Below are 14,634 nucleotides of genomic sequence, written 5' to 3'. Positions count from 1 at the left end.
CGCGTGGCGGGTTCCGCGCGGTCGGCCACGTTGCCCGTTTCCTGCCTTCCATTCCTTTCCTGACTCTTCCCATGTCCTACACGCTTGGTATTGATTCCTCGACCCAGTCTTGCTCGGCCATCGTCATCGATCCTGCCGCCGGCAAGGTGGTGGCGGAGGCCTCGGTGAACTTCGGTGAGCGCCTGCCGAAGTATGGTGCGCCCTCGGGATTCATCCCGGACGGAGCGGACGGTGAAGTCCATTCGGATCCGCGGATGTGGCTGGATGCCCTCGAGCTGATGCTCGAGGAGCTGGGTGGGAAATGTGACTTGTCACAGGTGGTGGCGGTATCGGGTGCCGGGCAGCAGCATGGCTCGGTGTATCTGAATGAACGCTGGCCCGGGGTGGTGGCGTCGCTGAATGCGTCGAGCCCGCTCGCCGAGCAGCTCGGGCCTTGTCTGGCGCGTGAGACTTCACCAATCTGGATGGATGGATCGACGACGGTGGAGTGTCGCGAGATTGCCGACGCGGTGGGCGGGGACCGTGAGGTCTGTGTGCGCTCCGGGTCGATTGCGATCGAACGCTTCACGGGTCCGCAGATTCGTCGCTTCTCGAAGATCGATCCGGAGGGCTACGCGGCGACCACGAGGATTCACTTGGTGAGTTCGTTCCTGTGCAGCGTGCTGTGCGGCACGGATGCTCCGATCGACACGGGCGACGGCGCCGGGATGAACCTGCTCAATTTGGGCAACTGGGATTGGGACGAGGTGCTTCTTGAAGCCACTGCCGACGGCTTGCGCGATCGGCTTCCGGCGGTGGTGCAGGGCGACCACGTCGCGGGATCCGTCTGTGGCTACTTCCAGAAGCGCTTCGGTTTCGGTGCCGATGTGCCGGTTACGGTATTCACCGGAGATAATCCGAGCAGCCTTGTCGGGATGGGTGCTTCGACGCCGGGCAAGGTGGTGGTCTCGCTCGGGACCTCCGACACGTTCTTCGCTGCGATGCCCGAGGTGCTGTCCGACCCGGATGGCTGTGGGCATGTGTTCGGCAATCCATCCGGTGGTTCGATGTCGCTGCAGTGCTTCATCAATGGATCCTTGGCGCGTGAGGCGGTGAAGGACCGGTTCGGCATGGGTTGGGATGAATTTTCTGCCGCGCTCGCCTCGACGCCCGAGGGGAATGGCGGCAAGGTCATGGTGCCGTTTTTCCGTCCGGAGATCAGCCCGCGCACGGAGTCGTCCGAGCCGGTGCTGGTGGGTGGAGGCGATTTCGAGTCGTGGAAGGAACCCGAAGCGGCGGTTCGCGCCTGCGTGGAGGGTCAGTTCATCAACATGCGCAGCCGGACCCGCTGGATGAAGTTGGAGACCGAAGTGATTTATCTAACGGGTGGCGCTTCGCAGAACGATGAGGTGGCGCAGGTCGCGGCCGATGTGTTCGGCGCCAAGGTGCAGCGCCTTGTGGTTTCGAGCTCGGTCGCGCTGGGCGGAGCGATGCGTGCCGCATGCTCGAGTCTGGGTGCTTCCTTGACTGAGCTTGAAGCGGTTTTCTGCAAGGCGGATGAAGCCGGGACGATTTCGCCTCGCGGCGGCAGTGATTACGCGGCCAATGAAGAGGCGTTCGAGGCGGCGATCGGGTGATCAGCGGCCCCAGCCCTGGGCGACGAGGTCCTCGATCAGGAGGAAGTTCTGATCTTGGCCGCGCGACTGGTAGCTGAGCTTCAGCACGAGCGGCACTCCGTCCTTGTCGAGGAGTTCCTGGATGTCGGGGTTGCTGCGGAATTCCTCGCTGTCCAGCAAGGCGGTGATTTTCGCCTGAGCCATGCTGCCCCGTTTGCCGAAGGCAGGGTAGCTGCGCCCTTCGATCGGGGCGGTCAGTTGATAGCGGGTGAAGCCATTGGCGTCCTGCTTGGCGTGAGGTCGCAGGTAGAGGTGGAACTCACCGGTGGCTCCGAGTTTCCCGGATGCGAACCGGCGGAAAAGGTCGCCGTGGAACTCGTGGAAGACCTGCCAGTCGACGCGCCAGTCCGTGCCGATCTTTTGAAGCGTGACGGGAAAGCCGGTGGGAATGGTTTCCGTGCGGACGATGAAGTGCTCTTGGTCGGGGAAGGCATAGGCGGGCTCGATCCCGGTCGTATCAATCGGGCCGTCGCCGAATTCTTCGGCGTGGGCCTTCATGTCGGCGCGGACTTCATCTGCGGCGAGGACGTAGGCACTGCGGCTGGCCCAGTCGGGTGCGCTGAGGAAGGCGTCGAGTGTGGCACGTGCCGCTGGAGCCGGTGAGGTGGATTCAGGGGTGCCGGACAGGTCGATTTCCGGAGGGTCGGCATCAAGGTCGGCCTCGGACGGAGTGTCGTCGGGCAGCTCGGGGAGGTCGGGCGGTGGAGTCTCGGTGCGTTCCTCGGGGACTCCGGGGCTATCGAGGATGGCGGCCGGATCCGCGAAGATCGGCGGGGCGAAGCTGCGTGATTTCTGTGCCATCACGTAGCCAAAGACGTAGCTGATGACCGAACAAAGCAGGCAGGAAAGAATCAGGACGGCGGCACGCAGTCGACGCACGGACTTCGGTGCGAGGCATTCGGTGGGGACCTGTGGGGAAGCAGGCTCGCCACTGTCCGATTGAGGAAGTGCGGGCTCTGACGTGATCGGTTCGCTCGAATTTTCAGGAGGAGCGAGGTCATCCGGCGTGTCGGAGAATGGTCTGAAGGGTTCGGGCTCTTCAGCAGTGGGGAAGGGAGGCGTATCGTCCTTCCGCGGGAGTTCCGGCCCGGGCTCCGACTGGGGTTGCGGTTGAGGCGGCTGGTGAAGTTCCGGCTCTGGCTCGGGCGTTGGTTCGCTGGCCGGGGGAGTCGGCTCTGGTTCCGAGGGAGGCGCCGGGATGGGGCTGCCCGGAAATGGGGTGAAGGCGTCTTCAGGGGCAAGGCGTGCTTCCAGACCCTTTGCCGGAACGGGGCCGACGATCTCGCGTTGGCAGGCCGGGCAGGGACCTTGGAACCCAGCGGCGGCGGGTGGCACTCGAAGAAGGGTGCGGCAAGCGGGGCAATGGAACTGGATGATGTCCATGAGGGTGCGCATCAAGTTGCCACAGGGCCACCGGCATGTCGACCTTCACTCGTGGTGGTGAAGCACCTCCACTTCGCCGAGTTCGACGGGGGCCGCGATGGCGAGTGCGTGGTGACGGAGAGCCGGATGGCGGGGACGGATCAAATGGAGGGCTGCCAAGCCGGGGACAGGGCCTCGGGCAGTGCGCCCATCCACACTCACCTGCTCGGGTGGTTGGGAAAGTCCGGTGCCAAGGGCTTTGAGGAAAGCCTCCTTGGCCGTCCACAATTCGATCAAGGCCCTGGCTCTGCCGAGATCCGGAAGCCGGGCGATTTCCTCGGGGTGGCAGAACGCATGCAGGTCGGCCACCAGATCCTCGCCGCGCGCTTCGGGTTCGAGATCCACCCCGAGCGGGCCCTTCGTGGCGATGGCGAGAGCGGACAGGGATTTGCTGTGGCTCAGGTTGAAGGCCAGGGGGTGGCCGGTGATGGATGGCTTTTCGTAGGCTCCATATTCCCAGGTGATCTCGTCGATGGGGATGTCGAGATGTGCGGCCAAGTGACGTCGGCACTCGGCCCGGACGCAGGTCCAGCGACGGGCATCGTCTGGAAACACGAATCGATCGGCGCGTGCCTTCTCGTCGATGCTCAGGACTGATCTCGCCCAAGCGGCGTCGATCTTGGTGGGATCGATGAGATGCAGTTGAATGTCGGCCATGCCTTGAAACTCTGAGCGGCAAGCGCAAGCGGTGTCACGAAGAAGGTGCAGCAAGGGGAGGGGGCCGGGTTTGCCCGCTCCGAACGGGTGTTGCGGAAATTTTGAAAATGGAGTCCGGAGGCCAGCGTTATGGGGGAGCAAAAGGGCTCCGATTGCCCCAATTGAGCGCCCTACGGGATCGCGTGGGTCGGTAATCTACGTATTCATAAATCACTGAATTCCAGATAGTTGTTTGTTGATATGGTGTTGGATTCAGGGTTGTCGATAGTCTTGTTTTTTAAAATATTTTGGTTAGGATGGCACCGTCCATCACACCCATGGTGGATCCCCAAGCTGTTCCCCCAGTCCCAATGACATCCTCTTTGTCCCCAATGACGGTGCGCCTTTCGGCGACCTTCACCGCTGAACCGTTGCAGGCGGTGCTCGAGTCGTGGCTTCGTGAATTCGGATTCGCGCCCGATGTTCAGTTCGCCCCTTACCATCAGGTGCTTCAGCAACTGCTCGATCCGGGCAGTCTGCTCGCCAGTCACCGTGGTGGCGTGAACGTCGTTCTTGCCCGGGCGTGCGATCTTTCGGCGGACTCGCCGGCGCGCGCCCGCTCGGCAGCCCGCGAAGTGGGGGCCGCCCTTGCGGAGGCATCGAACCGCGATGGTTCGCAGACTCTGGTGGTGGTTTGTCCGGCAGCCGACGGAGCGGAAGTCGAAGCCACCTTCCTCGCCGATTTGCGTGAGCAGGTCGAGGGCGTGGCAGGCGTCGAACTTCTTGCCGTGACCGAATGGATGGAGGCGTATCCGGTCGCCCGGGTCTTCGATGCGGAGGCTGAGGCCGCGGCATGCGTTCCTTTCAGCGAGGAGATGTTCGCGGCGATCGGAACGATGATCGCCCGGCGGATGCTCGCTCTACGACGGAAGCCGTACAAGGTAATTGCGGTGGATTGCGATCACACGCTCTGGACCGGGGTTTGCGGGGAAGCAGGCCCCACGGGAGTCGTGGTCGATGGACCACGACGTGCCTTTCAGGAGTTCCTGCTGGCACGCCGGGCCGAGGGTTACCTGCTTTGCCTCGTTTCGAAGAATCATCCTGAGGATGTGGAAGCCGTGTTCCGTGAGAATGCAGGCATGGTGATCACGCGCGATGCCTTCGTGGCGGGAATGATCAACTGGGACCCGAAGTCGTCCAATTTGCGACGCTTGTCCGAGCGGTTGAATCTGGGCTTGGACAGCTTCGTCTTCCTCGATGATAACCCGGCGGAGGTGGCCGAGGTCGAAGCGAATGCTCCGGCGGTCCTTTCACTGCGTATTCCCGAGGATGTCTCCGAGTTGCCTCGCTTCGTCCGTCATCTGTGGGCGCTCGACCGCGCGCATGGTTCGGAGGAGGATACACGCCGTGCGGATTTCTACCATGATGAGGCGCGTCGGCTCGATCTGCGTGAGCGGGCATCCAGCTATGAGTCGTTCATCGAAGGGCTTGAGCTTAGGATGGAGATCGTCCCGGTGGCGGATGATGATCTGGCCCGGGCAAGCCAGCTGACCCAGCGCACGAACCAGTTCAATGCCTGCCCGCAACCGCGCGATGAGGCGGCCCTGATGCAGGCCTGCCGCGGGATGCGTGCCCAGCTGGTCAAGGTGAGCGACCGATTCGGCGACTATGGCTCCGTGGGTCTGATGTGCACGCGCGAGGACAGCGGGCGGCTTTGGGCCGAAACCTTCCTTCTCAGTTGTCGGGCTCTGGGCAAAGGGGTCGAGCAGCGCATGCTGCGCTACCTCGGTGAGCTGGCTGCCCAACTCCAGCTTACGGAGGTGGCGATCTGGTTCAACGACACCGGTCGCAACCAGCCGGTGCTTGAGTTCCTTGAGAGTATCCCCGGCAGCTGGGACAACGGTGTCCGGGTCATCCCTGCGGAAGTCGCCGCCAACTGTGCGCTTTTGCCGATCGCGGCACGATCCGATCGTTCCGTGGATGAAGTCACCACGCCCTTGGCGGATCCGGACCTGATCGGACGGATTGCCCATGAATTGCACTCGGTTCCGGCAGTGATGAAGTGGGCAAGCCCACCGCTGCAGCCGCGCCCGGACCTCAGCGAGCGCATGGTCGCTCCCCAGGGTGATGTGGAAACCAGAATCGCTGGAATCTGGGCTGAGGTTCTCGGTCTGGAGGAAGTGGGTCGCTCGGATCGGTTCGTCGACCTTGGTGGTTCATCGATCCAGCTCGTCCGCGTGCACGCCCGCATGCAGCGCGAGTTCGGCGTGCGATTCGAACTCGTCCGGATGTTCGAGAATCCGACCGTCTCGGCTCAGGCTGGATTGGTTTCGGCCGATCAGCCGTCCTCGCAGCCGGTGGTCGAGGCCGCGGCCTCGTCCGAAGGATCGGGCGAGGCGCTGGCCATCGTCGGCATGTCGCTGCGTCTCCCCGACGCGTCATCTCCCGAGGAGTTGTGGGAAAATCTGCGCGAAGGGAAGAACTCGATCACGCACTTCGATCCCGCCGATGCGGATGTGCCGGTGCCGGACAACGATCCGGACTTCGTGTGCGCCCGTGGCTTGCTGGATCCCGAGGTTTATGAAGGTCTGGATGGCGGCTTGTTCGGCATCCTGCCACGCGAGGCCGAGATGATCGATCCGCAGCAGCGCGTCTTCCTCGAGCTTTGCTGGGAAGCACTTGAGCGGGGTGGCTACGTGCCCGACGACGCGGAGAAGGACGGTGGCCGCATCGGCATCTATGCCGGTTGTTACTACGACACTTATCTCCCGCACCACATTCTCTCGGACCCTGAATACCACCGCCGTCACCTGGCGGAGGCGCAGGTGGGCGCCCTGTCGGTGGAGTTCGGCAATGACAAGGATCACCTGGCGACACGGGTGGCCTTCAAACTGAATCTGAAAGGGCCGAGCCTGACCGTGCAGACGGCATGTTCGAGCTCGCTGGTGGCGGTGGCCCACGCGGCGATGGCGCTGCGGACGGGTCAGTGCGACATGGCGCTCGCCGGCGGAGTGACAGTCACGGTGCCGCAGAAGCGGGGTTACCATCACGAGGAAGGCGGGATGCTTTCCAAGGACGGTCGTTGCCGACCCTTTGATGCCGAGAGCTCCGGCACGGTGTTCAGCAACGGGGCTGGCTGCGTTCTCCTGAAGCGCCTGGATGATGCGGTGCGCGATGGCGATCACATCCATGCCGTCGTGCGAGGCTTCGGCATGAACAATGACGGTGGCGTGAAGCACAGCTACGCGGCTCCAAGCGTCGAGGGACAGGCGGATGCCATCCGTCGGGCGCATCGTGATGCCGGCGTGGATGCGCGCACGATCAGCTATGTCGAGGCCCATGGCACGGCCACGCCGTTGGGCGACCCGATCGAGGTCACTGGTCTGACCCAGGCCTTCCGCGCAAGTACGACGGATACCGGGTTCTGTGCGATCGGATCACTGAAATCAAACCTGGGTCACCTCGACACCGCTGCCGGTGTGTGTGGCCTGATCAAGACCGCGATGTCCCTGGAGAAGGGGGAGCTTCCGGCGGTGCTTCACTTTGAGAAACCAAATCCGCGGATCGATTTCTCCAACTCCCCGTTCTTCGTCAATGACCGGCTGCGCGAATGGAAGAGCACGGGTGAGGCGCCAAGGCGTGCGGGCGTGAGCTCGTTCGGCGTGGGAGGCACCAACGTCCACGTGGTGGTCGAGGAAGCCCCGCGGGATGTGACTCCTCGCTCCCAGGTCGAAGGTGACCGCCTCTGGGTGCTTTCCGGGCGCACCGATGAAGCGGTCGATCAACTGGCTGCGAAACTCGCGACCTTTGCCGGGCAAGCGGATGGCATCGATTTTGCCGCAGCCGCGCGCACCATGTCGATGGGACGCAAGGCGATGGGTCAACGTGCCTCGGTGGTGGCGCATGACTGGAAGTCACTTGCCGAAAAGCTTGGCGCCGGCCGACTGCAGAAGTTGGAAGCGGCGGGTGTGGCACCCGAGCAGGTGTGGATGTTCCCCGGTCAGGGAGCCCAGCACCCGGGGATGACGGCGGATCTCTATCAGTCTCAAGCCGGCTATCGTCACGACATCGATTTCTGTTCCGAGTTTCTCCGGCCCCTGCTTGGTGAGGACCTGCGCGAAGTGCTGTTTGCCGAAGATGGCGGAGATGCGGCGGAACGCCTCAAGCACACCGTGCTCGCACAGCCTGCGATCTTCGTGGTCGAGTGGGCGCTCGCCAGACAATGGGCCCGCTGGGGTGTCCGGCCGGATGTCATGGTCGGCCACAGCGTGGGTGAGTTCACCGCGGCCTGCCTTGCCGGAGTGTTCTCGATCGAGGACGGACTACGGATTCTCGCCGAGCGAGGAAAGCTGATGGGCGAGGTGCCCGGCGGCTCGATGTTGTCGGTGCGGCTCGCCGCGGATGCTCTCCGCGAGCGGCTTCCCGCCGAGCTGGATCTTGCCGCGATCAATGGGCCGGAGCTTTGTGTTGTCGCAGGCGAGACTGCCGCTGTCGCCGCATTCGCCCAACAGCTCGAAGCGGACGGGGTCAATGTGCGCGAGCTGCACACGTCGCATGCATTCCACAGCCGCATGATGGATTCGGTGGTGGCGAAGTTCCGCGAGGTCATCGAACGTGTGGACCTTCATGCTCCGAAGATGAGCATCCTCTCGACCGTCACCGGCGGATTGCTCGACGAGGCGCAAGCCACCGACCCGGGCTACTGGGCCGGGCATCTGCGGGAAACCGTGAATTTCCATGGTGCCATCGAGGCTGCCGCGAGTCTTGCGGAAGGTCGGATCTATCTTGAGGTCGGTCCGGGTCAGACCCTGACGACCTTGGCTCGTCAGACGGCCGGACGTCGTGCCAAAGCCTGTGTGCCGACCTGTGAGCACCCTGCCAGCGGTGCTCCGGATGGCGCCCGCATGCTGCAATCCCTCGGCGACCTGTGGGCTCGCGGAGTCGAGGTCGATTGGTCGGTGGTGCATGGTGATGCATCCGCTCAGCGTGTGCCGCTTCCAACGTACCCGTTCCAGCGTCGGCGTGCGTGGCTTGAATGCCAGTTGTTGGATCGTCCGCTTCCGGTCCGTGGGGCCGTCGCTGCGGTATCCCAGCAGGTGGAGACCCCGGAGGTCGTCGAAGAAGCGGCTCCCGTCGGCTTGCTCGCACGCATCCGTGAAGTGCTGGAGAACCTGTCGGGGATTCCGGCCGACGAGATGGGGCTTCAATCGACTTTCCTCGAGATGGGCTTCGACTCGCTACTGCTGACGCAGGCGGCCCGCGAATTGCAGAAGAGCTTCGGAGTGCCGATCGCATTCCGCGACCTGATGCAGAACTATCCGAACCTCGAGGAGCTGGTGAAGCACCTTGAGGCAAACTCGACCGTTGAGGTATCGGGTGCGGCCGCCAAGCCGGTAGCTCCAACTCCGGCGGCTGAGGAAGTCGCGCCATCGAACGAGCCGGAAGAAGAATCGGGTGTGGCGGGTCCCCGGACCCGGATCGACCGGGTGTCCACCGGCGATGAGCTCACCGTGCAGCAGCGTGAGCACCTCGATGCGCTGGTGAAGAGTTACTGTGAGAAGACCCGCAAGTCGAAGGAACTGACCCAGGAACACCGCAAGTGGCTCGCCGATGCACGGACCGTCAATGGCTTCAACCGACTGTGGAAGGAGATGGTCTATCAGGTGGTGGCGACCCGGATGAAGGGATGCCGCATGTGGGATGTGGATGGAAACGAGTACATCGACATGGTCAATGGCTTCGGTCCGAACTTCCTCGGGCACTCGCCGGACTTCGTCACGGAAGCCATTCAGGAACAACTTGCGACCGGTCTGGAGATTGGGCCGCAGTGTCAGGTCGCGATGGAGACCGCCAGGTTGTTCTGCGAAGTGACGAACAACGAGCGGGTTTGTTTCCTGAATACCGGTTCCGAGGCCGTCCAGGCGGCGATGCGGATTTCCCGCACGGTGACCGGACGCGACAAGATTCTCGTCTTCGACAAGGACTACCATGGCAACATGGACCCGGTGCTCGTGCGCAGCGTGGGGAAGGGGGCGCGCCGTCGCACGCTGCCTCTGGCTCCCGGGATTCCGGAGTCGGCCGTGCAGGATGTGATCGTGGTGCCATGGGGTCGCCCCGAGGCCCTCGACATGATCCGCGAGGTGGCGGGTGAACTGGCCGCGGTGCTCGTGGAGCCGGTCCAGAGTCGCCAGCCTGAGCTGATCCCGATCGATTTCGTTCGCGAAGTGAAGAAGATCAGTGAGGAGAACGGCTTCCTCCTGGTCTTCGATGAAGTGATCACGGGTGTCCGTCAGGGGCCGCGTGGTGCGCAGGAGCTCTATGGGATCGAAGCGGATCTCGCGACCTACGGCAAGGTCTTCGGGGGTGGTGCTCTGCCCATCGGGATCGTCGGTGGCAAGGCCGAATACATGGATACCTTTGACGGTGGTCAGTGGCAGTATGGCGATGATTCGTTCCCGGAGAAGGATGTGACCTTCTTCGCCGGAACCTTCGTCCGTCTCCCACTGGCGATGGCTGCCTGTCGTGCGGTGCTCCACCACATCAAGTCGCAGCCGGCCGACTACTGGCAGGGGATCGGTGAACGTGCCGACCGTCTTGTCCGGACAGTGGACCGCCTGTTCAAGGATCAGGGCATCGACATCACCATGGTCAACTTCAACTCGCAGATGTATCTGCGGATTGGCGATGACGCCAAGCATGGCAACCTGATCTTCTACCACCTGCGCAAGCGGGGTGTCTTCGCGATGGAAGGTCTTCCCTTCTATCTGACGGCAGCGCATACGGATGAGGATGTGGATTTCGTGATCCGCGCATTTCGGGAGTCGATCGAGGAGCTTCAGAATGGTGGATTCCTGCCGCAGCCGCAGCTTCCGGAAACGACGCTCGTCGTAGGTGAAGGCGTGCGCGGGCCGTTCCCGATGACCGAGCCCATGGCCGAGATCTGGCTGGCGTCGCTGCTGGGTGACGAGGCAAACCTGGCATTCAACGAGATGCTGCAACTGCGTCTGACCGGTCCGGTGAATGGCGAACTCGCCAAGCTGGCAATCCAGGATCTGGTGGATCGGCACGATGCCCTGCGCCTGCGGGCTCCCGACGACCGCGCGGCGGTTTTCGTGATCGATGTGGATCAGCCAGTGACGGTCATTGAGAAGGATCTCAGTGCGGAAGCCGACCCCGAGGCGGCTTTGATCGAGTGCGGTTTGCAGCAGCGCGAAACGGCATTTGATGTCGCCCGTGGCCCCCTGTTCCGGGTGGTGATGGCAAAGCTTTCCGATGAGGAAGTGGTGCTGCAGTTCGTGGCCCATCACCTCGCGGCCGACGGCTGGTCGTTTGAAGTGCTGATCGAGGACTTCACGCACTGCTATGAAGCCCGGCTTCAAGGTCGCAAGAAGAGTTTGATGGTGGCGCCATCGATCGTGGATCGAGCGCTGCGCGAGAGTCAGGATTCCGAGATGGCGGACAGCTCGCTCGAGTGGTGGACGGAGGTCTTCAAGGAAGGGGTTCCCGAGGTGGAACTCCCGCTCAAGAAGGGCTACGGCGCCTCACCGAGTTACGCCTCGTCGACCTGTGAGGTCATGCTGGATGCGGAGAAGTTCGATCGACTGCGCAAGCTCGCGAGGGACTGTGGAGGAACGCTGAACAGCACGCTTCTCGCCGGCTTCCAGGCATTGCTGCACAAGCTGAGTGACCAGGACGAGTTCGTCATGACTTTCCCGTCTGCCGGGCAGATGGAAGCCGGTGACGAGCAACTGGTGGGTCACTGCGTGAACTTCCTGCCACTGCTTGCCAAGGTGGATGCCGGAAAGTCGTTCAAGGATCTGGTTTCGCATGCATCGGCCGCGCAGATGGATGCGCTGGAGCATGGCAAGCTGACCTATGGTCGCTTGCTTCGCGCCCTCAAGCTTGGTCGTGAGGGAGGTCGCCGCCCGATGATGGAAGTGATCTTCAACCTCGAGCCTTCGGGAGATCCGGGTGAGTTCGGTGGCTTGACTTCCCGGGTTGAGACCGTGCCCGCCCGCTACAGCAACTCGACGATTTTCCTCAACCTGATGCAGCAGCCGGACGGGCTCCTGCTGTCGTCGACCTACAACTGCGAATTGCTCGATGAGGGCACGATGAAACGCTGGCTCGAATCGCTGAGCCAGTTGCTCCTCGATGCGGCCGAAGACCCGCACCAGTCGGTGGCCGACCTCGAGATCCTCGACCGCGCCGGACTCGAGCAGATCGAGCAATGGTCCCACGGGCCGGAGTCGAATCCGACCGGCTCGATCGGCGAGGACTTCCGCCAAACGGTTGCTGCGCATGCAGATCGTGAGGCCTTGGTCTGGAACGGTGGAACCTTCACCTACAGGCAGTTGGCCGAGCGGGTGAGTGCCATCGCGGAAGGACTTCGTCAGCATGGCACCAAAGCCGGAGACCGAGTCGGGATCCTGCTTCCACGCAGCCCTGATCTGGTGGCTTCCATCCTGGCCATTCTTGAAGTGGGGGCGTGTTACGTGCCGATTGATCCCGAATTCCCTGCGACCCGTCGCACGACCATTCTTTCCGAAGCGGATGTCTCGCTGGTGGTCTCCGGTCAGCCGGTGGATGGCTTCCGCACGCTGAACCCGGCATCGACGCCGACGGCAGCACCGCAAGCCGTGGTGGGTCGTTCGGAGGATCCTGCCTACGTGATGTTCACCTCAGGTTCCACGGGCGTGCCGAAAGGAGTGGTGGGCACCCATCAGGGGGTTCTTCGCTTGGTCAAGCAACCTGACTTCTGCGAGCTCGGAGCTGATGAGACGCTTCTTCTCGCTTCCACGGTGGCGTTCGATGCGTCCTTGTTTGAGATCTTCGGCGCCTTGCTCAATGGTGGACGTCTGGTGCTACTCGACTCGGAAGACACCTCGCTTTCTGGAATTGCGAATACGGTCAAGAGTCGTGGAGTGACCACGCTTTGGCTTACCGCTGGATTATTCGAGCTGATGGTGGAGGAGCACCTCGAAGACCTGGTGGGTCTGCGTCAGCTGCTTGCAGGGGGCGATGTGATTTCGCCGCCTCACGCGAAACGTGCCTTCGAGGGTCTGCCTGATACGCGCCTCATCAATGGCTATGGCCCCACGGAGAATGCGACCTTCACGACCTGTCACACTCTGCGTGAAAGCGATCTCGATGGCTCACCGATCCCGATTGGCAGCGTCGTCCCGGGAACTTTTGTCGAGATCGTGGACCGAGACGGCAAGCCGGTGCCTGTCGGAGTGCCGGGTGAGCTTCGCTGTGGCGGAACCGGGCTGGCCCTCGGCTATCTCAATCGTCCGGATCTGACTGCCGAGCGTTTTGTCGAGACATCGAAAGGCACCATGTATCTCACCGGTGACCTCTGCGTGTGGAATGCGGACGGCACCATCTCCTTCGTCGGTCGCAGCGATCATCAGGTGAAGCTGCGTGGGTTCCGCATCGAGCTTGGAGAACTCGAGGCTGCGCTGGTGGAGCATCCATCGGTGAGTCAGGCCAAGGCCGTGGTTCGTGGCAGTGGTGCCGGCGACAAGAGATTGCTGGCATGGTATGTGACTGCCGAGGGAAGCCAACTCGACGAGAGCGAGCTGGGTGCCTGGCTGTCACAGCGGGTTCCACGGTTCATGTTGCCCGAGCAGATCGTGGCCATCGATGAGATGCCGCTGAATGCGAACGGCAAGGTGGTGGTGGAGAAACTGCCTGAACCCGAAGTCCGCCAATCCGAAGAGCGCGAGGCGCCCGATGGTGAAACCGAGATCAGGTTGGCCGCCATCTGGAGTGAGCTTCTGGGGGTTGCCTCGCCCGGTCGTGATCAGGACTTCTTCGAACTCGGGGGCAACTCGCTTGCCGGCCTGAGGATGTTCGCCCGGATCCAGAAGGAATTCGGCGTGTCCCTGCCGCTGGCCACCTTGCTCAAGGCACGTTCCGTCCGTGCTCTGGCAACGGCCATCGAGGGAGGTTCCGGAGGTTCGGCTTTGGCGACGATCCATGGACATCTTGCTGAAGTGCAACCGAAGGGGAGTCCTCCGGTGCTGTGCGGAATTCACGGTGGTGACGGAGGCATTCTCTTCTATCGCCAGCTCGCCGAGCGCTTGCCGCAGGATCGCCCGTTCGTGGCGATCGAGTCACCCGAACTCGGACACAGCGACGAGATCCAGGTGAAGCCGATCGAAGAAACGGCGGCGGACTACATCGCCATCCTGAGGGCTCGTCAGCCCGAAGGCCCGTATCTGCTGGCGGGTTACTCCTACGGCGGTGTGGTGGCCTACGAGATGGCCAGGCAGTTGACCGAGGCGGGCGAGTCGGTGCCGTTCCTCGGCTTGTTCGACACGCTGAATCCGGCAACGGAAATCCGTCCCTATGCCTTGAGTGAACGGGTTTCGGTTTACTGGAATGCTAGTAGCAATTTGTCGCTCTCCGAGCGGATCACTCGCCTGGCCGGTCGCTTCAAGGATGGGGTGGAAACCCACATCAAGGTGAAGGCCGAAGTGGCTGAGGCGCAGAGGAGCGCGGCGGCTGAAGCCCACACCGAGCTTCGTGCCGTCCAACTCCGGGAGGCTCACGAAGCTGCCATGGACGCCTACCAACCCGGCCCGTTCCACGGCACGCTCAACCTGTTCCGCGCGGATGCGGTGAACGACAAGTTCGAGATCCCGGATGACTACGGTTGGTCCGACCGGGTGGACGAGTTGAAGGTCGTGGAAGTGCCCGGTGAGCACCTGACACTCTTCGACAGCGGCCATGTCGGCCCTCTCGCTGGCCATGTTTCCCAAGCACTCAAGGAGAGTCTTGAGGCCGGTCCGTCGTCGCCATCCCATGGTTCTCCCCTTGTAAACCCCGATTCATTTCGCCAGTAGCCTCCTGACCTCCAATCTGTTACACTTTCGATCCTGTCGATAGAGATCGTCGCTGAGTTGTCCCGCTCATC

4 protein-coding genes are annotated in these 14,634 nt (G+C 62.7%); 2 read left to right on the top strand and 2 right to left on the bottom strand.

The window, feature by feature from the left end; translation table 11 throughout:
- Positions 1 to 71: 71 nt before the first annotated feature.
- Positions 72 to 1,616, top strand: a complete 1,545-nt coding sequence (locus JIN81_RS14400) for a xylulokinase (RefSeq protein ID WP_200281207.1) — start codon at positions 72 to 74, stop codon at positions 1,614 to 1,616.
- Here the strand turns inward: JIN81_RS14400 and JIN81_RS14395 are convergent, their stop codons facing one another.
- Positions 1,617 to 3,050 carry a hypothetical protein gene (locus JIN81_RS14395; RefSeq protein ID WP_234044968.1) on the bottom strand — a complete coding sequence of 478 codons (1,434 nt, stop codon included), beginning with the start codon at positions 3,048 to 3,050 and terminating at the stop codon, positions 1,617 to 1,619.
- Between the two features lie 33 nt (positions 3,051 to 3,083).
- Positions 3,084 to 3,734 (bottom strand): 4'-phosphopantetheinyl transferase family protein, encoded by a 651-nt coding sequence (locus tag JIN81_RS14390; RefSeq protein WP_200281201.1) that lies wholly within the window; start codon positions 3,732 to 3,734, stop codon positions 3,084 to 3,086.
- A 371-nt stretch (positions 3,735 to 4,105) separates the two neighbouring features.
- Here JIN81_RS14390 and JIN81_RS14385 point away from each other — a divergent pair, with 371 nt between their 5' ends.
- The gene (locus JIN81_RS14385; RefSeq protein ID WP_200281197.1) at positions 4,106 to 14,563 is read left to right on the top strand and encodes a non-ribosomal peptide synthetase/type I polyketide synthase; all 10,458 of its coding nucleotides are present in this window, start codon (positions 4,106 to 4,108) and stop codon (positions 14,561 to 14,563) included.
- Positions 14,564 to 14,634: the final 71 nt, after the last annotated feature.

It is taken from the genome of Haloferula rosea (genome assembly GCF_016595525.1).
Taxonomy (GTDB): domain Bacteria; phylum Verrucomicrobiota; class Verrucomicrobiia; order Verrucomicrobiales; family Akkermansiaceae; genus Haloferula; species Haloferula rosea.
The sequence above is the reverse complement of the archived record's forward strand: the minus strand, read 5'-3'. Positions and strand labels throughout refer to the sequence as shown.